Origin of the sequence: Pseudomonas sp. R25(2017), from assembly GCF_002112565.1 — a bacterium.
In the GTDB taxonomy this organism is placed as follows: domain Bacteria; phylum Pseudomonadota; class Gammaproteobacteria; order Pseudomonadales; family Pseudomonadaceae; genus Aquipseudomonas; species Aquipseudomonas ekonensis.
Genome location: NZ_NEHZ01000006.1, coordinates 31,016 through 57,980 on the forward strand (window position 1 = coordinate 31,016; position 26,965 = coordinate 57,980).

General features: G+C 67.0%; 18 protein-coding genes. 8 read left to right on the forward strand and 10 right to left on the reverse strand.

Annotation, left to right across the window (positions count from 1 at the left end; translation table 11 throughout):
• Positions 1 to 71 precede the first annotated feature (71 nt).
• Genes CAG31_RS09255 through CAG31_RS09275 form a run of 5 tightly spaced genes read right to left on the reverse strand, consistent with a single transcriptional unit; the run spans position 72 to position 8,371 of the window.
• Positions 72 to 1,475 carry an ATP-binding protein gene (locus CAG31_RS09255; protein ID WP_085580153.1) on the reverse strand — a complete coding sequence of 468 codons (1,404 nt, stop codon included), beginning with the start codon at positions 1,473 to 1,475 and terminating at the stop codon, positions 72 to 74.
• Positions 1,472 to 3,286 carry a DAHL domain-containing protein gene (locus CAG31_RS09260; RefSeq protein ID WP_085580155.1) on the reverse strand — a complete coding sequence of 605 codons (1,815 nt, stop codon included), beginning with the start codon at positions 3,284 to 3,286 and terminating at the stop codon, positions 1,472 to 1,474. Before CAG31_RS09260 ends, CAG31_RS09255 begins: the two co-directional genes overlap by 4 nt.
• Positions 3,283 to 4,245, reverse strand: coding sequence for a cytochrome-c peroxidase (locus CAG31_RS09265; RefSeq protein ID WP_085580157.1), 963 nt, complete (start codon positions 4,243 to 4,245; stop codon positions 3,283 to 3,285). The genes CAG31_RS09260 and CAG31_RS09265 overlap by 4 nt, the downstream gene beginning before the upstream one ends.
• Positions 4,242 to 6,116 (reverse strand): bifunctional diguanylate cyclase/phosphodiesterase, encoded by a 1,875-nt coding sequence (locus CAG31_RS09270; protein ID WP_085580159.1) that lies wholly within the window; start codon positions 6,114 to 6,116, stop codon positions 4,242 to 4,244. Before CAG31_RS09270 ends, CAG31_RS09265 begins: the two co-directional genes overlap by 4 nt.
• Positions 6,116 to 8,371, reverse strand: coding sequence for an EAL domain-containing protein (locus CAG31_RS09275; protein WP_085580161.1), 2,256 nt, complete (start codon positions 8,369 to 8,371; stop codon positions 6,116 to 6,118). Before CAG31_RS09275 ends, CAG31_RS09270 begins: the two co-directional genes overlap by 1 nt.
• Before the next feature lie 247 nt (positions 8,372 to 8,618).
• Here CAG31_RS09275 and CAG31_RS09280 point away from each other — a divergent pair, with 247 nt between their 5' ends.
• From CAG31_RS09280 to CAG31_RS09295, 4 genes are read left to right on the forward strand one after another with little or no spacing between them, the layout of a single operon-like run.
• On the forward strand, positions 8,619 to 9,980 hold the full coding sequence (locus CAG31_RS09280) for an HD domain-containing phosphohydrolase (protein WP_085580163.1): 1,362 nt from the start codon (positions 8,619 to 8,621) through the stop codon (positions 9,978 to 9,980).
• 55 nt (positions 9,981 to 10,035) lie between these two features.
• The gene (locus CAG31_RS09285) at positions 10,036 to 10,464 is read left to right on the forward strand and encodes an NUDIX domain-containing protein (protein ID WP_085580165.1); all 429 of its coding nucleotides are present in this window, start codon (positions 10,036 to 10,038) and stop codon (positions 10,462 to 10,464) included.
• 22 nt (positions 10,465 to 10,486) lie between these two features.
• Positions 10,487 to 11,125, forward strand: coding sequence for a LysE family translocator (locus tag CAG31_RS09290; RefSeq protein WP_085580167.1), 639 nt, complete (start codon positions 10,487 to 10,489; stop codon positions 11,123 to 11,125).
• Between the two features lie 2 nt (positions 11,126 to 11,127).
• A complete protein-coding gene (locus CAG31_RS09295; RefSeq protein ID WP_085580169.1) occupies positions 11,128 to 11,625 on the forward strand; it encodes a GNAT family N-acetyltransferase in 498 nt (165 codons plus the stop codon).
• Positions 11,626 to 11,742: 117 nt separating this feature from the next.
• Here the strand turns inward: CAG31_RS09295 and metR are convergent, their stop codons facing one another.
• Positions 11,743 to 12,660, reverse strand: coding sequence for a transcriptional regulator MetR (gene metR, locus CAG31_RS09300; protein ID WP_085580171.1), 918 nt, complete (start codon positions 12,658 to 12,660; stop codon positions 11,743 to 11,745).
• A 110-nt stretch (positions 12,661 to 12,770) separates the two neighbouring features.
• Here metR and metE point away from each other — a divergent pair, with 110 nt between their 5' ends.
• Complete coding sequence (gene metE / locus CAG31_RS09305; RefSeq protein WP_085580173.1) at positions 12,771 to 15,083, forward strand: 5-methyltetrahydropteroyltriglutamate--homocysteine S-methyltransferase; 2,313 nt, start codon at positions 12,771 to 12,773, stop codon at positions 15,081 to 15,083.
• Between the two features lie 24 nt (positions 15,084 to 15,107).
• Here the strand turns inward: metE and CAG31_RS09310 are convergent, their stop codons facing one another.
• The gene (locus CAG31_RS09310; RefSeq protein WP_085580175.1) at positions 15,108 to 20,285 is read right to left on the reverse strand and encodes a dermonecrotic toxin domain-containing protein; all 5,178 of its coding nucleotides are present in this window, start codon (positions 20,283 to 20,285) and stop codon (positions 15,108 to 15,110) included.
• 241 nt (positions 20,286 to 20,526) lie between these two features.
• On the opposite strand from CAG31_RS09310, the gene CAG31_RS09315 reads away from it, so the two are divergent.
• The 3 genes from CAG31_RS09315 to CAG31_RS09325 all read left to right on the forward strand — a co-directional run bounded on the left by CAG31_RS09315 (position 20,527) and on the right by CAG31_RS09325 (position 23,276).
• Complete coding sequence (locus CAG31_RS09315) at positions 20,527 to 21,546, forward strand: alpha/beta fold hydrolase (RefSeq protein ID WP_085580177.1); 1,020 nt, start codon at positions 20,527 to 20,529, stop codon at positions 21,544 to 21,546.
• 129 nt (positions 21,547 to 21,675) lie between these two features.
• Positions 21,676 to 22,371, forward strand: coding sequence for a hypothetical protein (locus tag CAG31_RS09320; protein WP_085580179.1), 696 nt, complete (start codon positions 21,676 to 21,678; stop codon positions 22,369 to 22,371).
• A gap of 8 nt (positions 22,372 to 22,379) precedes the next feature.
• Positions 22,380 to 23,276, forward strand: coding sequence for a hypothetical protein (locus tag CAG31_RS09325; protein ID WP_256575518.1), 897 nt, complete (start codon positions 22,380 to 22,382; stop codon positions 23,274 to 23,276).
• Positions 23,277 to 23,305: 29 nt separating this feature from the next.
• Here the strand turns inward: CAG31_RS09325 and CAG31_RS09330 are convergent, their stop codons facing one another.
• From CAG31_RS09330 to CAG31_RS09340, 3 genes are read right to left on the reverse strand one after another with little or no spacing between them, the layout of a single operon-like run.
• Positions 23,306 to 23,635, reverse strand: a complete 330-nt coding sequence (locus CAG31_RS09330) for a GlpM family protein (RefSeq protein ID WP_170929942.1) — start codon at positions 23,633 to 23,635, stop codon at positions 23,306 to 23,308.
• 20 nt (positions 23,636 to 23,655) lie between these two features.
• On the reverse strand, positions 23,656 to 24,984 hold the full coding sequence (locus CAG31_RS09335; RefSeq protein ID WP_085580185.1) for a sigma-54 dependent transcriptional regulator: 1,329 nt from the start codon (positions 24,982 to 24,984) through the stop codon (positions 23,656 to 23,658).
• Complete coding sequence (locus tag CAG31_RS09340; RefSeq protein WP_085580187.1) at positions 24,981 to 26,882, reverse strand: sensor histidine kinase; 1,902 nt, start codon at positions 26,880 to 26,882, stop codon at positions 24,981 to 24,983. The genes CAG31_RS09335 and CAG31_RS09340 overlap by 4 nt, the downstream gene beginning before the upstream one ends.
• Between the last annotated feature and the right edge of the window lie 83 nt (positions 26,883 to 26,965).

Here is a 26,965-nt window from a genome sequence, read left to right on the forward strand (position 1 = left end):
ATTGCGACGAAAGTCGCGCTGGCCATGCCCGTCCGGTCCGGAATGTGTTTTGTGGGAATGCCGGTCTGTCCTCAGGCAGCCGGCCGGTTCTGGCGCAGCGGCAGCTCCACGCGGAAGGTGGTGCCGGCGCCCAGTTCGCTGCGCACCGAGATCTCCCCGCCGTGTTTTTTCACGATGCCATAGGACAGGGACAGCCCCAGCCCGGTGCCCTGGCCCACCGGTTTGGTGGTGAAGAACGGGTCGAAGATCTTCTGCAGGGTGTCGGGCGCGATCCCGGAACCGGTGTCGGCGACCTCGACCCAGGCCGTGTCCGCCCGTTGCCCGGTGCGCAAGGTGATGGTGCCGCGTTCCGGGCCCATGGCCTGCGCCGCGTTGACGATCAGGTTCATGATCACCTGGTTGATCTGCGACGGCAGGCATTCGATGTCCGGCAACGGCTGGTACTCCTTGACCACGTCGGCCTTGTACTTGAGTTCGTTGGCGACGATGTTCAGGGTCGATTCGATGCCCTGCTGAAGGTTGGCCCACTGCCATTCCTGGTTGGTGTCGACCCGGGAAAAGTCCTTCAGGTCCTTGACGATCCGGCCGACCCGACCGATGCCTTCCTTGGATTCGCCGATCAGCTGGGGAATGTCCTCCAGCAGATAGTCCAGCTCCAGCCGTGCGCGCAGTTGCTCAAGCTGTGCCGCAGCGCCGGTGTCCAGCGTCCGGCTGGCGGCGGCGTAGGCGTCGAGCATCTCCAGCAACTGCTTGATGTAGCCGTCCAGAGTGCCGAGGTTGGAGGAAATGAACCCGATCGGGTTGTTGATCTCGTGGGCGACCCCTGCCGCCAGCTGCCCCAGCGAGGCCAGTTTTTCCGACTGCACCAACTGCCCCTCCAACTGCCGGCGCTCGTCGATCTCCCGCTGCAGGGCCTCGCTGGCCTGGCGGAACTGGGCGGTGCCTTCGTCCACCAGGTGTTCCAGGTGATGCATCTGGATCGATGCCCGTTCGGTCATCTCCCATTTGGTCAGCAGGGTGTTGGCCATCTGTTGCACTTCGATGTTGTCGAACGGCTTTTTCAGGATCAGCAGGCGGTCATGGGCCTGGAGGCGGTCCAGCAGTTCGTCCCACGAGTAGTCGGAGTAGGCGGTGCACACCACCACCTGCAGTTTCGGATCCTCCTGCCACAGGTGCTCGATGGTCTTCGCCCCGTCCCAGCCGTCGGGCATGCGCATGTCGACGAAGGCCACGGCGTAGGGACGATGTTCCTGCAGGGCCTGAATGAGCTTGCCCAGGCCTTCCTGGCCGCCGTAGGCCGAATCCAGCTCGAAGGCCGGCCGGGCAGCCTTGATCTCGCTGCCGAACAGCGCCGCTTCCATTTCGTCCAGCTGCGCCGAGCCGGCCCTTGCCGGGGTGAGGATCTTGCGAAAGTCGTCGTGGATCGACGGGGTGTCGTCGATCAGCAGGATGCGCCGGTTGGACTGTTCGCTCATGCGTCCTCCGTGACCCGCACCAACGGGATCTGCAGGGTGAACAGCGCGCCCTGGCCCGGTCCGTCGCTGTGGGCGGTGAGATGGCCGTTCATTTCGATCGCCGCCAGGGCGCAGCTGTGCAGGCCGAAGCCGTGGCCGTCCTTTCGGGTGGTGAAGCCGTGGGCGAAGATCCGGGTCATGTTCTCCGGTGCGATGCCTTCGCCGTCGTCCTTGACGCTGATCTGCACAACGCTGTCGTCGACGATCTCCACCCCCAAGGTGATCTGCCGCGGGCGGTTGCTCAGGTCGGCCATGGCGTACTTGGCGTTGCTGATCAGGTTGATCAGGATCAGCAGCAGGCGGTGCCTGTCGCCCATGATCTGCGGCACGTCGGCATAGGCCTTGACCACCGTGACGTGGTGCCGGTTCAGCGCGCCGGCGTTCATGCGCAGGGCGTCGTCGAGCAACCGGTCGATGTACAGCGGTTCGGTCAGGCTGTTGGCCCCGGCGTAGGATTGCTGGGTGGCGACGATGTCCTTGATGTGATCGACGCTCTTGCTCATCTGCGTCAGTTCGTCGGCCATCTCCTGCTGTTCCCGGGCGATGGCCTCCGCCAACTGGTTGAGGTAGCCGGGCAGCAGCTTGCCCTTTTCGTCCCGGGTCAGGAACTCGCCCAGATCCTCGGGGTGGGCGTTGATCAGTTGCATCGCCTTGCCCAGGCCTTGGGCCTTGCTGCTGCGCAGCCTGCGCGAGATCAGGTCGGAGGAGATGTTCACGCTGTTGAGGACGTTGCCGACGTTGTGCAGCACGTTGGTGGCGATCTCGGCCATGCCCGCATGGCGTGCGGCGTCGACCAGTTCGCTCTGGGCGCCCTTGAGCTCGCGGGTGCGTTCCTCGACCCGGCGCTCCAGTTCTTCGTTGGCGGTCTGCAGGGCCTTGTTGACCCGGTTGATCTCGCTGAAGCTGCGGATCAGGCGGATGGTCAGCCACACCAGGGTCAAGACCAGCAGGCCGGAAAACACCAGCAGGTAGAAGTGGTAGCGCTGATCGATCCGCTCGACCCGTTGCTGGTCGCTGTCGAGCAGGCCGGTGATGGTGTCCAGCCGTTCGGCCACCGGCACCGCTTCGATGTCTTGCAGCAGGCTGTTGACGATCGGCTGCTCGCGCAGGATCAGCGCCACATGGTTGCTCAGGATCCGGATCGGATCCTGGAACGCTTGCGGCAGCCGCTGCGCATTCACCGCCAGCTTGTTCAGCCCCAGCTGGATGTCGACGGCCTTGTCGTCGGAGGCGACCTGGGCGAACTCCAGGCTGCTGAGCAGCAGGTCGTAGGTGTCGCTGGCGATGTTGAGCAGGCGCGACGGGTCGGTTTGGGGCACGTTGGCCAGTTGCGCCTGGATGTCGTCGTCGGCGGTGGGCAGAAACGCCAGGGAATTGCGCAACAGGGCATTGTGCGACTTGAACCGCTCCACCAGCCGGGTCTTTTCCTGCATCGCCCCGAGGAAGCCCTCGTGGGCATCGTTCCACAGCCCGGAGTCGTTGCGGCCATGGCCCGACTCCATGCTGTCGAAGCGCTCCCAGAGGCGGTTCATCTCGTTCATCGGCGCCACCAGCGGGTCGTAGTTGTGGGCAATCGCCACCCGCGCCTTGAGCACCTCGGTTTCCCATTGGGCGTCCTGCTGCTTGATCTGACGGATCAGGTCCCGGGACTCGGTGTAGGCCGCCGTCTTCTCGGAGCTCGACTTCAGGTACAGAAAGATCAGGATCGACGCCAGCACCAGCGCCATGACGGCCAGCAGCAGCAGGCTGGTGCGGCGCGAAATGTCGGTCATGGCTGGCCCTCCCATTGTCCGCTCAGGGTCTTGAGGAAGCGGATGATCAGATCCTTGTCCTCGCCGCTGGGCTGGCGCCCCAGCTGATAGCGGAACATCACATCGACGGCCTGTTCGAGCGTGGCCGCCGAACCGTCGTGAAAGTACGGTGCGGTCAGCGCGACGTTGCGCAGGCTCGGCACCTTGAACACGGCGCGGTCGCTTTCGTCGCCGGTGACGTTGAAACGCCCCAGGTCCGCCTCGGTCGGGTTGCCGCGGTCGGCCACGTAATCGCCGAACACGCCGAACTTCTGGTACATGTTGCCGCCGATGTTCACCCCCTGATGGCAGGCGATGCAGCCGTAGTCCTTGAAGCGCTGGTAGCCGTACTTCTCTTCCAGGGTCAGGATGTCCGTGTCCCCCGAGAGGTAGCGGTCAAAGCGCGAGCGCGGGCTCAACAGTGTGCGCTCGTAGTCGGCCAGGGCGCCCTGGATGTTGGCCGGGGTCACCGCATCCGGGTAGGCGGCGGCAAAGGCCCGGCGGTAGTCGGGATCCGCGCCGATCTTGCGCACGACGGTGTCCCAGTCGCTGCCCATTTCGACAGGACTGGAGACCACGCCGTGGACCTGTTCCTCCAGCGTCTTGGCCCGGCCGTCCCAGAACTGGCGGAAGTTGAGGCTGGCGTTGAGCACGCTCGGCGTATTGACGCTGACCGGCTTGCCGTCGAACCCGATGGAGAGGGCCCGGACGTCGGCGCCGCCCTTGTCCAGGTGATGGCAACTGGCGCATGACAGCGTGTCGTTGGCCGACAGCCGCGGATCGTTGAACAGCCTGCGGCCCAGCTCCACCCGCGCCGGATCCAGCGGCGGCGCGTCCGGCAGGGGCTTGAGCGGTTCGTCCAGCGGCTCCGCGCCGGCGCCTGCACACAGCCCGCACAGCAGGGCGGCCAGCAGAAGGGGAAGCGTCCGCCGGCGGCTCATGGCTTTGCCCTGCCGCCCAAGGGACCGGCGGCCAGCAGCCGGGCGAAGTCGTCCGCCGGCACGGCTTTGCTGAAGTGATACCCCTGGCCTTCCTCGCAGCCGTGGGCCTTGAGGACGTCCAGTTGCCGCTGCGTCTCGACCCCTTCGGCGATCACGTTCAGGCGCAGGCTCTTGCCCAGGCTGATGATCGCGCCGACCAGGGCGTCATCGCCGCCTTCGCTGTCGAGGGTGCGGGTGAACGACTGATCGATCTTCAGCACGTCGACCGGGAAGCGGTGCAAGTAACTCAGACTGGAATAGCCGGTGCCGAAGTCGTCGATGGCCAGCCGCACGCCCAACGCCTTGATCCGGTCGAGGGCGGTCATGGTGGCCTCGACGCTCTGCATCATCACCCCTTCGGTGATTTCCAGCTCCAGCAGCGAGGCCGGCAGGGCGCTGGCCTGCAGCACCTGTTCGACGGTCTCGACGAAGTCGCCCTGGCGAAAGTCGATGGCCGACACGTTGACCGACATGCGCACGTCCGGCAGCCCCGCCTGCCGCCAGGCCTGGGCCTGAAGGCAAGCCTGGGTCAGCACCCAGCGGGTCAGCGGCACGATCAGGCCGCTGTCTTCGGCCACGGGAATGAAGTCGGAGGGAAAGACCCAGCCATGCCCCGGCCGGTACCAACGGATCAGCGCTTCGGCGCCGATGACCTTGCCGCTGTCCAGTTCGACCTTGGGCTGGTAGTGCAGCTCGAATTCCTGCCGCGCCAGGGCCTGGCGGATGCCCGACTCGATGCTTTGCCGTTCGCGGGCACTCTGGTTCATGGCCTCGATGAAGAAGCCGATGCTGTCCGGGCCGTTGTCCTTGACGTTGCGCATGGCCGTCTCGGCCTTCTTGATCAGTTCGATCGCTTCGCCGCCGTCGTCCGGGTAGATGCTGATGCCCAGGCAGGCGGTGACGGTCAGGTCGTGTCCGGCCAGGGTGTGCGGGCTGCGGATGGCGGCCAGCAGCTTTTCGGCGATGCCGCGGGTCTGCTGGGGATGGTTGATGTCGCTGAGGATGACCACGAATTCGTCGGAGCCGTAGCGGAACACCGAGTCGGATTCGCGCACGCTGGCCACCAGTTGGCGGCCCGTGCGCTTGAGCATTTCGTCGCCGACCGGATGGCCCAGGGCATTGTTGATCCGCTTGAACCGGTCGAGCCCCAGGAACAGCACGGCCAGTTGCCGGTCGTGGCGGCGCGCGCGGGCCAGGGCCTGGCTCAGGCGATCCCCCAGCAGCGTGCTGTTGGGCAACTGGGTGAGCACATCGTACTGCAGCAGGTGCGAAACCTTGAGCAGTTCATGAACCCGGGCCTCGACGGTCTTCTCCAGGCTCTGCAGCTTCATCGCCGCGTCCTGGGCCAGTTGCCATTTCCAGGTCAGGGCGTTGGCCATCTGGCGGATCTCCAGGGCGTCGAAGGGCTTCTTCAGCACCAGCAGGCGATCGCCGAACTCCAGCCGTTCGGTCATGGCTTCCCAGCTGTAGTCCGAATAGGCGGTGCACAGGGCGATCTGCAGGTTGGGGTCGGCCTGCCAGAGCCGTTCGACGGTCTCCAGGCCGTCCCAGCCCGGCGGCATGCGCATGTCGATGAAGGCAAGCGCATAGGGGCGGCCGTCGACCAGCGCCTGCTGCACCAGTTTCAGCGCTTCCTGGCCCTGGTAGGCGGAATCGAGCTCGAAGGTGACGTGGGGGGGCTGCCGGGTGCCGAACAGCGTGTGCTCCAGTTGGTCCAGGCTGGGCTCGAAGGTGTCGTCCGGGGCGAGGATCTTGCGAAAGTCCTGATGGATGGCCGGTGTGTCATCGACGATGAGAATGCGCCGGTTGGTCTGGGCGACAAGCGTCTTCATCACTCATCCTCCGTGGCGGGCCCCGGCGGCAGCAGGTCGGCCTCTCTGAGCAGGCGCGAGATCTGTTCCAGGCTCGACGGCACCGCCGGCACGCCGGACGAGACCTCCACGGGCAGCGCGGCGAGCCGCTGCGGCCCGGGCTCGCCGAGGCCTTCGGCGATGATGCCGATGCCCAGGTCGCGGGCGAAATTGACGATCGCCCGCAACGCCATGGCGCCGGCCGGATCCCGGGCGGCGTTGTCGATGAATGCCTGGGCGAGCTTGAGGTGGTTGACCTGATAGGTCTTGAGGTACTCGAACGACGAGTATTCGGTGCCGAAATCGTCGATGGCGATCCGCACCCCCAATTCCCGCAGGCGCGGCAGCACGTCGTTGTGGGTCCATTTGGTCTGGGCCAGCGTCGCTTCGGTCACGTCGAAGCGCAGGTCCCACGGGCACAGCTCCCAGCGGGCGGTGGTGCGCAGCACCTCGTAGATCAGGTCCGGGCCGCTCTTGAGCTGGGCCAGGGACAGCTTGATCGCCATCACCGGCGGTGCGGTGCCTTCGTCGCGCCAGCGGTGCATCTGCCAGCAGGCGTGGTCCAGCATCCAGCGCCCGAGGGCGATGATCGCGCCGGTCTTTTCCGCCGCCGGCAGAAAGGCCGACGCCGGCAGCAGGCCGCGCTGGGGATGGTGCCAGCGGACCTGGGCCTGCATGCCGAGGACCTTGCCGGTGGAAAGGTCCGTTTCCGGCGTGTAGTGCAGCTCCAGTTCGCCTTTGTGGATGGCGGTCTGCAGCTCGTTGGCGATGGCCAGCCGCTCGGCCACTTCCTGGTTGATCTCCTCGGAATGGAAGTGGAACTGGTTGCGGCCGGTTTCCTTGGCGCGGTACAGCGCCATGTCGGCCTGCCCCAGCAGGTTGTCGGCGTGGGTGCTGGCGGCGCTGTAGAGGCACACGCCGATGCTGACCGAAATGCGCAGGACATTGCCGGCCAGGTCATAGGGCAACAGCAGGACGTCGCGGATCTTGGCGGCGAGGGCGGCGGCCTGGGTGGGGTCGCTGACCTCCAGCTGCAGGATCGCGAACTCGTCCCCGCCCAGGCGGGCGATGACGTCGTTCTCCCGCACCGAAGCCTTGATGCGTTGCGCGACTTCCTGCAGCAGCAGGTCGCCGACCGGATGGCCCAGGGTGTCATTGATCCGCTTGAAGTGATCCAGGTCCAGGTAGAACACGGCGAACGGCATCGCGCCGCGGCGGGCGGCGGCGAAGGCCTGGTGCAGGCGCTCGATCAGCGTGGCCCGGTTGGCCAGGCCGGTGAGCCCGTCCGTGCGGGCCAGCAGGGCCATCTTTTCCTCGGCCTGGCGGCGTTCGGTGATGTCGAGGATGATCCCTTCGACTTCCAGCAGGCGCCCGGCCGCGTCGCGCACCGGGATGTAGCGGTTTTCCACCCAGCGCCAGTCGCCTTGCCCGGTGCGCAGGCGGAACTCGATGGACGCGCCCGAGGCGTCCCGGTCCAGCACCCGCGCCATGGCGGCATCGACCTTGGCCCGGTCGTCAGGGTGGATCAGTTTCTCGATCCACTCGCCGCCCTCCACCAGGTCGGCCGCGGCGTGGCCGTAGCGGGTGATGTTGTGGGAGATGTACATCAACGGGAACGACGGCTCGCCGCGCAGCCGGTAGAGTACGGTCGGGCTGTTCTGCACGATGATGTTGGCGTCGGACAGCTCCCGGGTGCGTGCCTGCACCGCTTGCTCCAGTTGGTTGAGCTTCAGCGCGGCGTCTTCGGTCATTTGCCATTTGACCGTCAGGGCGCTGGCCATCTGGCGGATCTCGATCGCGTCGAAGGGTTTTTTCAGGATCAGCAGACGGTCGCCCAGATCCAGGCGCCGGTCCAGGTCTTCCCAGGAGTAGTCGGAGTAGGCGGTGCACAGCGCCACTTGCAGCCTGGGATCGGCCTGCCAGAGCCGTTCGATGGTTTCCAGGCCGTCCCAGCCCGGCGGCATGCGCATGTCGATGAAGGCCACGGCATAAGGCACGGCGCCGGCCTGCGCGGCCTCGACCCTGTCCAGGGCTTCGCGACCCTGGAAGGCGAAATCCAGCTCGAAACGGGGGGCAGAGCTGGGGGCAGGCGTGCCGAACAGCAGGTTCTCGGCCTGCTCCAGACCTTCGTCATCGGCTGGGGGAACGCCGAGGATCTTCGCGAAATCGTCGTGGATCGACGGCGTATCGTCGACGATGAGCACGCGGCGGTTGACCTGCGCAGGCGGCCGGTTCATGCCGCAAGGCCCGATGAATGCACGGCCGTTGTCGGGATCATCCTTATTCCCTCGTCTCAGAGCGGCGCAGGGGCCGGTCGCGGATCAATGAACCAAGCATAGTTGCCCCGCGCGAATTCGCCCGGACGCCGTCGGGCGATCATTTGCGCCGCCTTGGAGAAAATCATCTAGCCTTTGGGGCAGGCATGGACAAGCGACGCGGTCTGGGCATGCCCCCCACGACAGCCGTTGCGTTCGAGGCCCAGCCATGGAAGAGCAAACCGTCCCCACGCCCGCGAACCGTCCCCAGGTGCTGCTGGTGGATGACGAGGAACCGATCCTCAACAGCCTGCGCCGCCTGCTGCGCGGCCAGCCCTACGATGTGCTGCTGGCCGACAGCGGCGCCCGGGCGCTGGAGATCCTGGCGCAGCAGCCGGTGGACCTGGTGATGAGCGATGCGCGCATGCCCAACATGGACGGCGCCACGCTGCTGGCCCGCATCCACGAGGCCCATCCGTCGACGGTGCGGATCATGCTGACCGGCTACGCCGACCCTTCGGCGATCATCAAGGCCATCAACGAAGGCCGGATCCACCGCTACATCAGCAAGCCCTGGAACGACGAAGAGATGCTCCTGACCCTGCGCCAGGCCCTCGAGCATCAGCACCTGGAGCGCGAGCGCCAGCGCCTGGAGCAGTTGATCCGGCTGCAGAACGAGAAGCTCAAGACGCTCAACGGCAACCTTGAGAAGCGTGTCGCCGCCCGCACCGCCGAACTGCAGCAGACCGCCGACATGCTCGACCTGGCCTACGAGGAACTCAAGCGCAGCTATGTGACCGGCACGGAAGTGTTTTCGCTGCTGGCCAACCTGCGCCTGCCGCCCGCCAAGCAGACCAACCGGCAGATCATCGAGCTGATGCGCGCCTGCTGCCGGCACTTCGGCCTGGACGAGGCCGCAAGCCGCGACCTGACCATGGCCGCGGCGCTCTACAACGTCGGCAAGCTGAGCTGGACGGACAGCATGATGGTGACCCCCTCGGACCTGCTGCACCATGTCGAGCGCGAACGTTACCGGGCCTACCCCAAGCAGAGCGAATCGGTGCTGATGGCCCTCGACCCGATGAAGGATGCCGCCCGCCTGATCCTGCATCACCAGGAACACTGGGACGGCGGCGGCTTTCCCGACCGGCTCCGGGGCGAGGCGATCCCGTTCGGCTCGCGCCTGCTGAAGCTGGCGGTGGACTTCGTCGAGCTGCAACGGGGCCTGATCCTCGAACGGCAGATGAACAGCGACGAGGCGCTGCTGTACCTGCGTCAGTACGCGGGGCGGCTGTACGACCCGGGGCTGATCGAGGACTTCATCCTGGTCTGCGCGCAGGTGATGAACGACGTCGTGCTGGCGGATCCGGCGGTCAAGGTGCTGAGCACCCGCGAACTGGCGGCGGGCATGGTGCTGGCGCGCAACCTCAATGCCGACAACGGCATGCTGCTGCTCAACGCCGGCAAGGTGCTGAGCGGGCCGCTGGTGGACAAGCTGATCGCTTTCGAGGCCATGGAGGGCGGGCAGTACAAGGTGTTCGTCAAGGTGCCGGAGGAAACCGGGGCCGCGCTGGAGGCCCAGGGTGGATGACGACGTTCCGCCGGCATGGGATCCTTGCGGTTTTCGCCAAGGCCCCGGCTGACCCATGACTTCTGCTTCTGCTGTCCCGTCCCGCATCATCCGCATCGCCGCCGCCCTGCTGATCGGCCCCGACGGCCGTACCTTGCTGGTGCGCAAGCGCGGCACCATCGCGTTCATGCAGCCCGGCGGCAAGATCGAGCCCCATGAGTTGCCGGTGCAGGCCCTGGCCCGCGAGCTGGAAGAAGAGCTGGGCCTGGTCATCGATCCGGCGCAGGCCGGCTTTCTGGGCCGGTTCGACGCCCCTGCCGCCAATGAGCCGGGGTTCACCGTGCAGGCGGACATCTTCCGGCTGGACATCGCCGCCCAGGTGTCCCCGGCGGCGGAGATCGAAGAGGTGAGCTGGATCGATCCGCAGACTGACGGCGGGCTGGCGCTGGCGCCATTGACACGGGACCTGATCCTGCCGTTCTATCGGGCCTCGCTGACCGTCTGACCGCCCACGCAAGGAGCCCGCCATGATCCCGTTGCACGATCTGCTGATTTTCGCCGCCGCCGCGCTGCTGATGGTGCTGACGCCGGGGCCGAACATGATCTACCTGATTTCCCGTTCGATCTGTCAGGGGCGCCGGGCCGGGGTGACGTCGTTGCTGGGCGTGGTGGCGGGGTTCTTCGTGCACCTGTTCGCGGCGGCGGCCGGCCTCACGGCGGTGTTCCTCGCGGTGCCGATGGCCTATGAGGCGCTGAAGTGGGCCGGTGCGCTGTACCTGCTGTGGCTGGCCTGGCAGGCGGTCAAGCCCGGCGCCCGTTCGCCGTTCGAAGTGCAGGCGCTGCCGGCCGACTCCCCGCGCAGGCTGATCACGATGGGTTTTCTCACCAGCGCCCTGAACCCGAAGATCGCGGTGTTCTACCTCTCGGTGTTTCCGCAGTTCATCACCCCGGAGCACGGCTCGGTGTTCAGCCAGAGCATCGTGCTGGGCCTGACCCAGATCAGCGTCAGTTTCAGCGTCAACCTGATGATCGCGCTGTCGGCGGCGGGCATCGCCTCGTGGTTCGCCCACAACCCGACCTGGCTGGCGGCCCAGCGTTACTTCATGGGGTTCGTGCTCGGCGGGCTGGCGCTGCGCCTGATGCTTGAGCAGCGCAGGACGGCGTGAGCATGTGGATCGAGCGGCTCGATGCCAGTCACGCCCTGGCCTACCGGGAACTGATGCTTGAAGCCTACGACTGCCACCCGCAGGCCTTCACCTCCAGCGTGCGCGAACGGGCGGCGATGCCTCTGAGCTGGTGGGAGTCGCGGCTCAGCGGCAAGTTCGATGTGGTGCTCGGCGCGTTCGAGGCCGGCAGGCTGGCCGGCATCGTCGGGCTGGCGTTCGAGTCCCGGGAAAAGGCCCGGCACAAGGTCACGCTGTTCGGCCTGTACGTGTCGGCGCCGTATTGCCGCCGGGGCACGGGCCACGGGTTGCTGCAGGCCGCCCTGGCCGAAGCGCAGAGCCGCCCGGAACTGAAACTCATCCAACTGACGGTCACCGCCGGCAACGACGCGGCGCTGAACCTCTACCGGCGCTGCGGCTTCATCCAGTTCGGCCAGGAACCCATGGCTGTGCGGGTGGGCGAGGACTACTTCGACAAGCTCCACCTGTGGCGCGAACTCTGAAGCCCCTTGGGCTCAACCCAGCCTCTGCGAACGACCCGGAACCTGTGGGAGCCAGCCTGCTGGCGATGGCGTCAGTGAGGGCGCCGCAGGGCAGGGCCAAGTCCGCCCGCAGAGCCTTCAGCGCACGGCGCTGACGCCGTCCAGGGTCGAGAACGAGGTGTCCTTGGCCGTCAGCAGGAAGTCGCGCATGTACGGCGCATCCAGCATGTCGGCGCGGATCGCCGCGTAGAGGGTGGCGAACAGGCCTTTCTCCCCCAGCCGCTTGGCCTTCACGTAACCCCGCGAGCTGTACTCGTGCAGCGCCCAGTGCGGCATGCCGCACACCCCCCGGCCGCTGGCCACCAGTTGCATCATCATCACCGTCAGTTCAGAGGTGCGCACCTGCGCCGGCTCGATGTCGGCCGGTTCCAGGAAGCGGGTGAAGATGTCCAGCCGGTCACGCTCCACCGGATAGGTGATCAGGGTTTCGCTGCGCAGGTCTTCGGGGACGATGTACGGTTTGCCGGCCAGCGGATGCTGGTTGGCCACCGCGAGCATGGCTTCGTAGGTGAACAGCGGCACGTAGGTGAGCCCGGCGATTTCCAGCGGGTCGGAGGTGACCACCAGATCCAGGTCGCCGCGGGCCAGGGCCGGCAGCGGCGCGAAGGAGAACCCCGAGGCCAGGTCGAGCTCCACTTCCGGCCAGGCGTCGCGGAACTGGTCGATGGTCGGCATCAGCCATTGAAAGCAACTGTGGCATTCGATGGCCATGTGCAGGCGCCCGGCGGTGCCGCCGGCCAGGCGGCCGATGTCGCGCTCGGCGGCGCGCAGCAGCGGCAGGGTGGCGTCGGCCAGTTGCAGCAGGCGCAGGCCGGCGCTGGTGAAGCGCACCGGTTTGGTCTTGCGCACGAACAGCGGCATGCCCATGCGTTCCTCCAGCTCCTTGAACTGGTGGGACAGCGCCGATTGGGTCAGGTGCAGGCGGTCGGCGGCATCGACCAGGCTGTCGGCTTCGCGCAGGGCGTGCAGGGTTTTCAGGTGACGGATTTCAAGCACCGCAGGCTCCATGAGTAAAATTTGTAATCAACACGAAAAGGTTGAGTTTGTCTCATGTTGCCCGGGCTGTCGACAATGGCGCCATCTTTTACCGATGGAGCAACTTCGACATGGCCGTGGCCCACATCCTTGGTTTCCCGCGCATCGGCGCCGACCGCGAACTGAAAAAGGCCCTGGAGGCCTACTGGAAAGGCGATCTCGACCGGGCGAGCCTGGAACGGGTCGGGCGCAGCCTGCGCGCCGCCCACTGGCAATTGCAGAAGGACGCCGGCATCGACCTGCTGCCGGTGGGCGACTTCGCCTGGTACGACCAGGTGCTGACCCACTCGCTGACCTTCGGCGCGATCCCCGAGCGTTTCGCCGGTGCGCTGGACGCCCGCGGCCTGCCGACCCTCGACACCCTGTTCGCCATGGCCCGCGGCGCTTCCGCCAGCTGCTGCGGCGGCGGGCACGGCCAGACGCAGTATGCCCAGGAGCTGACCAAGTGGTTCGACACCAACTACCACTATCTCGTCCCGGAATTCACCGCTGACCAGGCGTTCAGGCTCAGCTGGGAACAGCTGTTCGAAGAAGTCGACGAGGCCCGGGCGCTGGGCCACAACGTCAAGCCGGTGATCATCGGCCCGTTGACCTACCTGTGGCTGGGCAAGGCCAAGGGCGAGGGCTTCGACAAGCTGGATCTGCTGGAGCGCCTGTTGCCGGTGTACGGCGAGATCCTCGGCCGCCTCGCCGCCCAAGGCGTGGAGTGGGTGCAGATCGACGAGCCGATCCTGACCCTCGACCTGCCGCAAGCGTGGAAGAACGCCTTCGAACGCGCCTACAACATTCTTCAGTACTCGCCGCTGAAAAAGCTGCTGGCCACCTACTTCAGCGGGCTTGAGGACAACCTCGGCCTGGCCGTGAGCCTGCCGGTGCAGGGGCTGCACATCGATGCGGTGCGGGCGCCGGAGCAGTTGGGCCAGGTGCTGGACCGTCTGCCCACCTACAAGATCCTGTCCGTGGGCCTGGTCAACGGCCGCAACGTGTGGCGCTGCGAGCTGGAACAGGCGCTGGCGCAGTTGCAGACGGCCCAGGAGCGTTTCGGCGACAACTTGTGGGTCAGCAGTTCCTGCTCGTTGTTGCACAGCCCGGTGGATGTCGGACGGGAAGACGAACTCGACCCTGAGCTCAAGCGCTGGCTGGCGTTCGCCGTGCAGAAGTGCAGCGAGATCGCCGTGCTGCGCGATGCGCTGAACGATCCGCAGGCGGCCGGCGTGCAGGCCGCCCTGGCCGACAGCCGCGCGGTGGCGCAAAGCCGTGCGCAGTCGCCGCGCATCCACAAGCCGCAGGTGCAGGCCCGGATCAAGGCGATCGGCGCCAAGGACAGCCAGCGCCGTTCGCCGTTTGCCCAACGCATCGCTGCGCAACAGGCGCACCTGCAATTGCCGGCGTTTCCCACCACCACCATCGGCTCGTTCCCGCAGACCGGTTCGATCCGCCTGGCCCGGCAGGCCTTCAGGCAAGGCAAGCTGTCGGCCAACGACTACACCGATGCCATGCACAGCGAAATCCGCCACGCGGTGCAGGTCCAGGAGCGCCTGGGGCTGGACGTGCTGGTGCACGGCGAGGCCGAACGCAACGACATGGTCGAGTACTTCGCCGAGCAACTGGACGGCTACCTGTTCACCCGTTTCGGCTGGGTGCAGAGCTACGGTTCGCGCTGCGTGAAGCCGGCGGTGATCTACGGCGACCTGAGCCGCCCCGACGCCATGACCGTGGACTGGATCACCTACGCCCAGAGCCTCACCGACAAGGTCATGAAAGGCATGCTGACCGGTCCGGTGACCATGCTGATGTGGTCGTTCCCCCGCGAAGACGTGCCGCGCAAGGTGCAGGCGCAGCAATTGGCCCTGGCCCTGCGTGACGAAGTGGCGGATCTGGAGAAGGCCGGCATCCGCATCGTGCAGATCGACGAGGCCGCATTCCGTGAAGGCCTGCCGCTGCGCCGGGCCCAGTGGCAGGACTACCTGGACTGGGCGGTGGAGGCGTTCCGCCTGTGCGCCGGCGGCGTGCGCGACGAGACGCAGATCCACACCCACATGTGCTACAGCGAGTTCAACGACGTGATCCAGGCGATCGCCGCCATGGACGCCGACGTGATCACCATCGAGACCTCGCGCTCGGACATGGAACTGCTGGAGGCCTTCGAAGCGTTCGACTACCCCAACGACATCGGCCCGGGCGTCTACGACATCCACTCGCCGCGGGTGCCGGAAACCGCCGAGATGGTCAAGCTGATGCACAAGGCGGTGAAGCGTATTCCGGCCGAACGGCTTTGGGTCAACCCCGACTGCGGCCTCAAGACCCGCGCCTGGCCGGAGACGGAAGCGGCGCTGGTCAACATGGTGGCGGCGGCGCGGCAGTTGCGCCGTCAACTGGCCTGATGCCGGGACTGCACAGCGCGACGGTCACAACGCGGCAAAGTGCTTGAGCACCGTCGCTCGACCGAGATCGCCGCGCCAGATCGGTTCGACCTTGCCGCCGCCTTTGGCCTGGGCCTGCTGCCATTGCAGGCCCAGGTTGCGTTGCTCCGGCAGTTTCAGGTGGGCCTTGCTGAAACCGGTCAACGTCGCTTTCGCCGAAGGAAAGTGGATGTGCACATACCACAGGGTCTGCGCAGGCTGGCGGATCAGGTCGCGCACGGCGTACTCCTGCAGGAAGTCCCGGGTGCCGTCCGGGCGTTTCCCCAGGTCGCGCAGACCGCCTTCCTTGACGAGGTCCGCCACGTTTTGCTCCAGCAGGTAATCCAGGTAACCCTCGGTCGGGGTCTTGCTGCCCATCGATTGCCGGATGCGCAGCGAGCGGGCGTCCAGGGTGAGTTGCCGGGCCTGGTCGGTGAGGCGCCGGACCATCGGCTCGTGGGGTGAGCGCCGCTCGATGATCTGCGCGCGGATCGTCAGCTCCTGCGCCTCGCGCAGCAGCATGTCCTCAAGATCCGCCGGCAGCATGTCCTGGCGGGCGTAGTCGTGAACCCTGTCTTGATGGGCAGGCAACGCATCGAGCCGCCTTCGGGCTTCGTTCAGCAACGGTTGCAGCGGCGGTTCGTGCGTCGGCTGCGTCGGGGCAAGCGTTTCGTGCAGCCGGTACTTGCCGTTGGCCTGCGGGATCCAGGTTTCGTTGTGCCCATTGATCCCTTCGATGGTGAAGCGGGTGCTGCGGGTATCGGGATCCGTCAGTTCGCTGCCGATGAGCAGCCGGTCGTCCTCGGCCCTGAACAGTCTCTTGCCCGGCGCCCGTTCCGCCGGCACGACGGGCGTCACGTTGCGCAGCGCGTTGCGGGTGCTGTGCTCGATCTGCGTCAGTTGTTCGAGAAACGCCGAGAGGTGCTCCAGATCCAGGTGCTGCGGGTAGCCCAAGCGCCAGGCGTTGAGGCGGCGGCGGAACTCGGTGTACGCCGTCAGGGCCGCTTCAAGGATTTGCCGGCGCTGCGCCTGGCTGGCCTGCACCTGCGGCAGGTTGTGCTGGACGTACAGGGTGCGGCCGACTTCGGTGCGGGCCCGCTTCAACTGCACGTGAAAGTACATCCAGGCGGGGTCGTCGACGGCATCGGCGCGGGTGATCAGCTCCAGCAGGTGGGCGGTCTTGAGGTAGTCATGGTTGGCCCGGCTGAACTTCTTGTTGACGGTGGCCACGTCGGCGGCCGTCCTGGCCCGGTGCTCGCGGCTGGTGATGCGGGCCTGCCAGCGGTTGAGCTCCTCCGTGAGGGCATGGGCCTGTTCGTACTCCTTGAGAAAGGCCATGCGCACGGCCTTACGCCGATCCATCAGCGCCAGGTGCCGGGGAGTGTCGGAGGCGGGCGTGGTTTCGGACTGCCTGAACAACGTGTCGATGCTGTCCAGGTGCTCCACCAGCCTGTCCTGGGCGAACCGGATCCGGTGCACGGTGCGTTCGACCACCACCCAGGCGTTGCGGCTTCGGGTGTCCTCGATGTGCGCGCGTTTTCGCCCATGGCTCAGGGGGTGCAGTTCGGTCAGGGTCTGGTGGCTGTCGCGGGCGGTTTCGATGTCGCGGATGAAGGCGTTCTCCAGCGCCGGCCGCAGGGTCTTGCGCTGCTCGGGCGTGCTGTCATAGAAGCGCTGCAGCTGGACGTTGGTGCTGCGGGTCTGGCTGTTGAGCTGCCGGGTGAGCGCGTCGGCGGTGTGGGTCAGGGTCAGTTGGCGGCGCAGGTGCCGGTCGGTCCACCAGCGCGGCAGCCATTGCCGGATCGCTTGCGGCCACAGCGGATCGAGGCCGTCGGCCAGGTGCCCGAGAACCGCGCCGCCGCCCAGGCCGCCGCCGTCCATCAGGGTGCCGTGGACCGCGTAGTGGGTGTCCCAGTGGCCGTTTTCGTTCAGCGCGACGGGCATTCTGTAGCTCCGCGCCTGGGTGCCGGACAGTCGCCAGTGGCGGGCGTCATCGCTCAAAAAGACGCGGTACGGGCGGCCTGCGCGGAGGATGAAGTCCCCGTCGGCGTGCCGGTACACGTTCCGGTAGACGCCGTGGTTGAGCGGCTGCAGGCCTGCCAGGGAGATGTCGTGTTCGTACTCATAGCCCTTGAACGGGTCAGGCAGGCCTCGGCCCCTGGCGCGGTGGGCTGTGCGCGGTGCGCGGGCCTGATGACGCAGGCGCGTGGCCGACCGGGCGGCGGAGGGGGCGGCCGCAGCGGCCGGCAGGATATCCATGGCCGCATCGATCAATGACAGCAGCACGGATTCGACCCCATCAAGGCCCTCCGGGACATTGCCTTGCAGAAAGGCCGCCGTTGCCCGGTTGGCGTTGCCCCACGCCTCGTGAAGCGCAATGGCCGTCCCCACGAACGGCACCACGCCGAGGGCCATCTTCAGGTAATTGAACACGGAGCCGTCGGCCAGCGCATGGCGCTCCGCGGCGAGGGCATCGTTGGAGCGGGCGCTGCAGCGATGGGCTTCGAGCAGGCGGCCCATGTGCACGTGGATCAGGTGGCCGGCCATTGAGGTGGTGGCCGGCCACTTCGGCCCGACACCGATCAGACCGTCGAAGTTGCGCCGCACCGCCTCTTTGATCCGGCCGGCATGGCGTGCAGGCTCGCCCGCCAAGGCACGCCCGGCCAGGTAGTCGACCATCGTGCCGGGCACGCAGCGGTTGAACAGGTCCAGGCGGGCATCCTCCAGCGAGCCGAACTGGCGCAGGCAGTCGCCGTCAGGGGCGTCAGGCAAGTATTGCAGCGTCAGCCCGCTGACGCGCTCGACGATAAAGGTCACGCCGGTCAGCGTGCTCGGCCCCTGGGCCGGCGTATCCTTGCCGCCCACGGTCAAGTGCGCCGGCAGCAGTTCGATGCGCTTGCCGTCTACGGCGTAGGCCGCAGGATCCGACGCGTCGGTGGCGATCTCCAGCACCTTTCGGCCGATGTGGTCGATCCGGCCTTGCAGCAGGGCACGTTCGCCTTGCAGGCGCAGCATCAGCCTCCAGGGTTCGCCCAGGCATTCGCGGCGCCAGGCGCTGCTGAACGCAGGTTCTTCTGAGGGGCCGAGGAAGGTGGCGACCAACTGGCGTTCATAGTGTCCGGGCAGGTCGAGATCCGGCACCAGCGTGCGCAGGTAGGCAGACGTGATGCCGCGCTCCAGGGTGCGGCGGTCCTGGTCGTCATCGGCGTCGATGATGACGTTCAGGAACGCCAGCCGCTGCTGCATGGCCTGGTCGATGTTGAGGCGGGCGAGTTCGACGAGCGTCAGGCGCGTGCGCTCCCGGCCGGCCACCAGGACCAGTTCATGCGGGGTGCCGGGCCCGGGGGCCGCCACCGTACTTTTTTGGTAGGCCGTGGCGACCGGCAGATCCAGCGTGACCGCAAAGCGCTGCCGGAGCGCAAAGTCCTTGCGCAGGCGGGCGTCGATCCGGGTCTGGAAGAACACGTCCCTGGGCGGCAGTTCGCGGTCGATAAGCGCCTGGCAACGGTGCGCGGCATCGAGCCACTGGTGGATCAGTTCCCTGAACCGTACGCGTTGCGCCTGGGTCAAGTGACCGAGCCAGGGCGGCAGCTTCTCGGCCAGCGCCGCGCTGCGCTCCTGTTCCAGCCGCTGCGAGAGGGCCAGCTCGCGGGCGGCCGGCATCGCCACCGTCAGTTTCGCCAGGCTCTCTTCGCGCAGCTTGGCCAACGCCTGGGCCCGTTCGGCGGCACGGCCGGGCAGTGGACAGTCGCGCAGGATCTTCAAGGCTTGCTGCTCGCAGGCATAGAGCTGCTCCTGCAAGGCCCAGGTGAACGGATCGCGGCTCAGCGGCGTCAGGTGCAGCGTCGCCTCGGGATCGTCGGCCGATTGCCTGAACAGGTTCCGCTCCATCGCCTGGCGCGAGCCGAAGCGCTGCAGGCCGCCGTCGCGGCCGGGCCAGTGAAGCAGCAGGGGTTCTTGCGATCCGGTCTCAAGGGCCGAGGGCGCCGCGATGACCAGCACGCCCTCAAGGTCCGCCGCGTGTCGGACGCCGTCTTGCGGCGCGGCGAGGGTGATGCGCGCGACGGTCACCTGCGCAGGCCAGTCCTCGGGAGCGGTTTCGAGCACGGACGAGAGGCGGTGGACATCGTCGTCATCGAGGTGGCCGAGCAGCCGTTGCAGTTGCGCTTCTGTCCGCAGCCCCTCGAGCCGGGCCAGGTGCAGGGCCCGGTAATGCGTGTTCGAGGGTTGGTTCCATTGTGGAATGTCCAGTCGCTGCGGTGCGCCGAGCAACGCCGAAGCGGCCTGATGGCTGGCTTGCCCTGCGCTCGCCAGGGCATCGGACAGGCGCTTGAGTGCTGTGAGGCGCTCACCGTACTGCGCGCCCTCCGGATCGCTGCCCAGCAGCGCATCGAGGGCGGCCTGTTCCCGGGCCAGCGCCTGACGACACATGTCCCAGGGAATGTCCGGCGTCATCAGGCCGAAAGGGGAGGCTTGCGTGTCGTCCGGGGTCGCCTGCGCCACCGGATCCGGCGTTTCGGCGAACAGTGCCTCAAGCGTGGCCCGATCCGGGTGGTCGGCAGCGGGCGATGCGCCGGTCAGCAGCGGCAGGAGGCTGAGCCGCAGAGGATCGCGTCCGAGCCCGATGAGCTCGACCCCGGTGGTTTGCGCAGGCACCGGATGTTGCCCGACCAGCCAACGCTCCAGCGCCTGCCCGTTTGCGAAGCGTCTCAGCGCCGGCGAGCGGGCGGGCGAGTACAGCAGCGCCGGCGCATCCGCCGCCTGGAGCGCAATCGTCATCACGCCGAACAGGCGCCGGCTTTCGCCTTCTCGGACGGTGAGCAGCGGTTGCGTGATTGATGCCGCGTGATCATCGGTGGCCGTCGGATCCGACCGTTTCAGCAGTTGCTGCCATTGCGCGGTGTCGATCAGTCCCTCGGCACGGGCCAGGTCGCAGGCGCCCTCGAAATGCTGGCGATACAGGCTCAAGGCGTGATCCCGGCGCGACAGCGGCGTACCGAGGGCGCGGGCGGTCCACCAGCCGGGTTCAGGAGCCGCAGGACACTGCGCCATCAGCGCGAGCCACTGCCGGCGGCAATCGTTGCAGCGTGCCGTGGCCTGGAGGCAACGGCGCTGATCGGTGTTCGGCGGCAGCGGATGAAACGGATCGAAACCGGTCAGGTCGGGAACGGGCAGGTCGAGCATGATGAGGGGGCTCCGTAAAGGGTGGGCGGCAGGCAAGCCGTCTTCACGTCATTAGAAAGCCCTGCGGCGAGGCCTTGGCGGTATCGGGTTATCGCGGGCGCTTTGTGGAGGGGCTCGTCTGGATAACGCCCGGAAGACCGTTCGGCGCCCTTCATCAAACTGTCACGCAACTGTGGCAGCGCGCTTGAACAAACTTCATCAGACTCGCGCTCTACTGGGGTTCTGCGTTTCGGTGTTTTTCATGCGTGTATTTTTATTGCTGGCCGCGCTGGTGTTCGGCCTGCCTTCATGGGCCGCCTCGCGTTGCGATGTGAACGTTGCGACCGAGCGGGTCGACCTGGCGCAGGTGAGCCTGGCCTACCAGAGCATCGGCCGGGCGTCGGATCCGGCGCTGCTGCTGGTGATGGGCCTGGGCGGGCAGTTGATCCATTGGCCCGACGAGGTGGTGGTCGCCCTGTGTCAGCAGGGCTTTCGGGTGATCCGCTACGACAACCGCGACGTGGGGCTGTCCGCTTGGCGGCAGGCGCCGGCCGAGGCCAACCTGACGTTCGAGGTGCTGCGCTACAAGCTCGGTCTGCCGGTGTCGGCGCCCTACAGCCTGACCGACATGGCCGACGACGCGCTGGGCCTGATGGATGCGCTGCACGTCGAGCGGTTCCATGTGCTGGGGGCGAGCATGGGCGGGATGATCGCCCAGCACCTGGCGGACATGGCGCCGCAGCGGGTCGAGAGCCTGACCCTGATCATGACCAGCTCCGGCGCCGAAGGCTTGCCGGCGCCGAGCGCGGCGCTGGTGCAGTTGCTGTCGCGGCGCGGGGCGCCGAGCCGCGAGGTGGCGCTGGAGCAGCAGGCCGACCTGCTGGCGGCCCTCGGCAGCCCGACGGTGAAAGACGACCGGCAGGTGTTGCTGCAACAGGCGGCGGTGGCCTATGACCGGGCGTTCAACCCCGAAGGCGTCAAGCGCCAGATCATGGCGATCCTCGCGGAGCCGAGCCGGGTGGCGCTGCTCAACCGGTTGCGCGTGCCGACCCTGGTGGTGCACGGCACCGCCGACCCGCTGCTGCCGGTGATGCACGGCGTGCACCTGGCGGCGCATATCCAGGGCAGCCAATTGCGGCTGATTCCGGGCCTGGCCCACCGTTTCCAGGAGGCGTTCAAGGCGCCGTTGCTGGCGGCGGTGCTGCCGTACCTGCAGGCGCACCGCGAGGACGCCTCGCACTGGGCGCAGATCGAACCGGCGGCGGGCAGCAACCTGCTTTGACCGGGCGGCAGGGCGTGAATCGGGCGGGCGCGCCAATTTTCGGTCGTCAAAAAAGTATCAATGTGCCACTATTGCCGTCTGTCCGCTGCCGCAAGGGCCGCGATGATTTCACGCATAGGGACTTGATTCATGACGTACCGCACTTTCCGCACCTGGGCTGCGTTGACGCTGCTCGCCTGCCTGACGCTCACCGGCTGCGCCCACGTGCAACCGCCCGTGGCGCTGGACAACCAGTTCTGGGACGCCAAGGAGCCAACCATCGGCGTGGCGATCAACGCCGTGCCCGTACCGGTGCTGGCCTTGACCGGCAATCAGGGCCTGCTGGACCTGGCCATCAACAAGGGCGTCAACAGCAAGCTCAGCGACAACGTCGAGACCTGGCAGGTGCGCGACTTCAACACCCTGCCGGAGGCGATCGTCGCCAAGCTGCAGGCCAAGGGCTACAAGGCCAAGCGCATCGAAGAGCCGCTGAACATCGCGTCCTACAAGGAAATGTCGTTCCGCGAGGGCTACATGACCCGCGACCTGACGTCGCTCAAGGCCGCCTACGGTGTCGACCGTCTGGTGCTGGTGAACGTGTACGCCACCGGCGCCGTCCGCAGCTACTACAGCATCGTGCCGACCAGCGCGCCGATGGCCCATGTGAGCGGGGAGGGCATGGTGGTGGACCTTTCGGACAACCGGCTGCTGTGGTTCAAGCCGTTCACCGTGACCCAGGCCGCCCAGGGCGAGTGGGACGAGCCGAACTACGCCAACCTCTCCAACGCCTTCTACCAGGCCATGGACGACAGCCGTCAGCAAATGATCAGCCCGTTCGCGCAATGAGGCACCGCATGGCGGCGGGCCTTGCGCTGGCCCTGCTGACGCTGGCCGGATGCGCGCAGAAGCCGCTGCCGCCGGCAGGCTTCAATGACCCGACCGCGTTGCCCTACGTGCAGGCCCACGGGCTGAAGGTCGAGGTGCAGGTGCCGCCGGAGTTCGTCGGCGCCAGCACGGTGATCGATGCCAAGGCCGCGCTGAAGGCCCAGTCCTCCAGCCACAACCTGGTCGCCAGCTCCGGCAATAGCGCGGGGTTGGCCGGCATCATGGTCGCCAGCCTGATCAATACCCAGATGGGCAGCGGCACCTTGCAGCGCGATGCGCAGAAGGCGGCGTTCAACGAGTCCCGGCCGATGGCCGACCTGCTGGCCGGCATCCCGGTGCAGGAGCGCCTGCAACGCCGCTTCACGCAGGCTTCGCAGGCGGCGGGGCTCAAGCAGGGCGAGGGCCAGGTCACGGCGCGCCTGTTGATCGAACCCCGGCTGATGCTGACCGCCGACCGCGGCAGCTTTCTGTTGGTCAACCAGGTGCAGATCCAGGACATCGCCGGCTCGGCGCTGTACCGCATGAGCATCGAAGTGGCCAGCCAGCCGTTCCGCCGCTGCGGGCAGCAGTGCATCGACGACGGCAGCCTTGAGCTGGCCCGGGTCACCGCCGCCCTCGACGCCTGCATCGACGAGGCCATGCGCGTGCTGGCCACCGACCTTGCGCTGACGCCGGCGCCGGCCGCCGCCCAGGAAACCCTGCGCTACGTGCTCGACGGGCAGCGGGTGGTGGAGCGCGGTTACCAGTTGCAGCGCAGCGGCGACTACTGGCGCTACCGCAACCTCTACGGTGCGGTGAAGTCGGTGCCGGTGCCGTTCGAGGATGCGCTGACGCCGGCGCAGCTCGATCAGGCCTACGGCCGCTGAGACCGCGCCGGCCGGCTCCTGGGCCGGGGTCAGCTGTGCAGGCGCACCCAGACGCTGACCAGCACTGTCGCGGCCATCAGCCACGCCACCGCCGCCACGGCCAGGGAGGCCTCCAGGCGCATCCGGTCGACCATCACGTACAGCGTCGCCAGGTAGACGAAGTACGGAATGATCGACCACATGCCGAACACGATGGTGGTCTTCAGGTCGTCGATCGAGCGGCCCTTGCCGACGATGTAGTGGGCGATCAGGGCGAAGGTGGGAAACAGCGGCACCAGCCCGGCGATGTAATAGTTCTTGGTCTTGGACAGCGCGGCGAGGATCACCACCACCGCCGCGCCGATTGCCGCTTTCAGAATCAGGTCCACTGTGATCTCGCTTAATGGCTCAGGCCGTACTTTTTCACTTTGTCGAACAGCGTGGTCTTGGCCATGCCCAGTTCCTGGCTTGCCTGGGTCAGGTTGCCGCCGCTGCGCTGCAGCGCATCGCCCAGCAGGTTGCGCTCGAAGGCTTCCACCGCTTCGGCGAACGCCAGGCCCTGGCCGGCGCTGCCGGCGCCGGACTTCTTGAAGGCCGGCAGGCCCAGGGCGAAGCGTTCGGCGACGTTGCGCAGTTCGCGCACGTTGCCCGGCCAGTCGTGGCTCATCAGGCTCGATAGCGTCTGGTTGTCCAGCTCCGGCGCCGTGCGGTCGAAGCGCAGCGACGACTGCTGCAGGAAGTGCTCGAACAGCTGCAGGATGTCTTCGCGGCGCTCGCGCAAAGGCGGCAGTTCCAGGGTCACCACGTTGAGCCGGTAGTACAGGTCGCTGCGGAATTCCCCGGCCTTGCTCGATTCGTCGAGGTCCGATTTGGTGGCGGCGATCACCCGGCAATCCACCGCCACGCTCTGGTTCGAGCCCAGCCGCTCCAGGGTGCGTTCCTGCAGCACCCGCAGCAGTTTGATCTGCAGCGGCAGCGGCATGCTCTCCACTTCGTCGAGGAACAGCGTGCCGCCGTCGGCGTGCTCGATCTTGCCGATGCGGCGCTTGCCGGCGCCGGTGAAGGCGTTGGCCTCGTGGCCGAAGATTTCGCTTTCGAACAGGTTTTCCGGCAGGCCACCGCAGTTGAGGGCGACGAAGGCCTTGCCGTGGCGCCGGCTGAAGTCGTGCAGGCAGCGGGCGACCAGTTCCTTGCCGGTGCCGGTCTCGCCTTCGATCAGCACGTTGGCCGAGGTGTCGGCCACGTTGGCGATCAGTTCGCGCAGGTTCTGCATGGCCGGCGAGCGGCCGATGATCCGGCCCTCAAGGGAATCGCGCTCGGCCAGTTGCCGGCGCAGCGACGAGACCTCCCGCGCCAGGCTGCGCTGCTCCAGGGCGCGGCGGGCGACGTCCACCAGGCGTTCCGGGGAGAACGGTTTCTCCATGAAGTCGTAGGCGCCTTTCTGCATCGCGCCCACCGCCATGGAGATGTCGCCGTGGCCGGTGATCAGCACCACCGGCAGGCTGCGGTCGCGGGCCTTGAGCCGGGTCAGCAGCTCCAGGCCGTCGATGCCCGGCAGGCGGATGTCGCTGATGACGATCCCGGCGAAGTCGTCGCCGACCCGCGCCAGCGCCTCTTCGGCGCTGCCCACGCCGATGCAGGGAATGTCCTCCAGGGCCAGGGCCTGCTGGCAGCCGAGCAGCACATGGGGGTCGTCTTCGACGATCAGCACACTAAGGTCGTTGTTCATATCGGCTCGTCAGGTGGAGTGCCTGCCAACGGCAAGCTGAGGACGAAGGCGGTGCCGCCGTCGGCCGGGTGTTCGACGCCCAGGTGCCCGCCGGTGGCGGCGGCCAGGCTGGCGGACAGGGTCAGGCCCAGGCCCAGGCCCTGTTCGCCGGGTTTGGTGGTAAAGAACGGCTCGAACAGGTGCTTGCGCGCCTCGGCGTCGATGCCGTGGCCGTTGTCGCGCACCCGCAGGCGGTACTTGCCGTCGAACGTTTCGCCTTCCAGCCACAGCGCCGGCAGCGGCTGCGCCTGCATGGCGTCCAGCGCGTTGCCGATCAGGTTGACCAGGATCTGCTCCAGGCGGGTCTGGTCGATCTGCACCTGCACGTCGTCGAACCGGCGGTGCAGTTGCAGGGCGGTGTTCTCCAGGCGGGCGCCGAGCACCTGCAGCGCCGCGTCCACGGCCTTGCCCAGGCTGGCGCGGCCCTTGTCGTCGCCGCGGCGGGCGAACGAGCGCAGGCTGGCGGTGATCCGGCCCATGCGGTCGATCAGGTCGTTGATGGTCTTGAGGTTGGTGCTGGCCACGTCGAGCTGGCCGCGCTCAAGGAAACGCACGGTGTTGCCCGACAGCGTGCGCATCGCCGCCAGCGGCTGGTTCAGTTCGTGGGCGATGCTGGTGGACATCTGGCCGATGGCCGCCAGTTTGCCGGCCTGCACCAGTTCGTCCTGGGCCCGGCGCAGGGTTTCCTCGGCCTGGCGCCGTTCGCGGATCTGGCCCTTGAGCCGGTCGTTGCTGGCGCGCAGGTCGGCGGTGCGTTCGGCGATCCGTCGCTCCAGCTGATTGTTGGCTTCCTGCAAGGCTTCGCGGGCGGCGAGGCGGGTGGCGATCACCTTGCGCCGTTCGTTCCAGGCGATCAGCAGGAACGCCACCAGCGCAAACGCGACGGCCACCAGGATGCCTTGGTTGATGGCTTCGCGGCGCAGGTCCTGCAACGGCGTGAGCAGGGTGAAGTTCCACGGGGTGTCGCTCAGCGGCCGGGTCTGCGCCAGGTAGCTGATGCTCTCTTCGTCGCTGCCCAGTTCGCTGTTGGCCGGGAAGGTGAGCTTCTCCACGCCTTCGGCCAGGGTCTCGCGGGCCAGCGGTTGCAGTTCGTTGAGCGGGAACCAGTAGTACTGCAGGCTGCGGGCGAGCTTTTCCTTGGTCTCGTCGCTCAGCGGCACCACGGACTTGAGGCGCCGGGCCGGGTCGCTGGAGAGAATGATGATGCCGTTCTCGTCGCTGACGAACGCCTCCAGCCGCGCCCGTTGCCAGCGTTCCTCCATGGCTTCCAGGCGCACTTTGACCACGGCCACGCCGATGATCTTGCCGTGCTCCTCCAGGCCGTGGGCCAGGTAGTAGCCGGGTTCGCCGTTGGTGCTGCCGATGCCGTAGAAACGGCCGGGCTGGCCGCGCACGGCGTTCTGGAAATAGGCGCGGAAGGACAGGTCTTCGCCCAGGTAACTGTCGACGTCGCGCCAGTTGCTGGTGGCCATGACCCGGCCGGTGGTGTCCATCACGTAGATGGCCCGGCTGCGGCTGCGCCGGTTCAGGCCTTCAAGGTAATCGTTGACCGTCTGCCGGTGTTCCGGGGTCGGGTCGTCGAGCAGCTGCGAGACGCTGGTCTCAAGCTCCAGCAGGCTCGGCAGGTAGGTGTATTTGCTGATCTCGCTTTCGACCGCCCGGGCGTGCAGTTCCAGCTGGCGCTGGCCGTTCTCGCCGAGGCTGCGGATGCCGAAGTGCTCGCTGGTCCAAAAGCCCAGGCAGCCCAGGCCGACCATCAGGGCGATGACCAGCGGCGGCAGGAACAGATGGCGGATCAGACGGGGTTTCACGGCAAGTGACGGCGGCGCTGCGCGATAGAGATTGGGGTCGCATTTCATCACAGATGCCTTGGGTCAACCACAACACAAATCAGCCCCTAGAAGAGCGGACTTGCCGCGAAGGCGGTGGATCGGTCAACGGT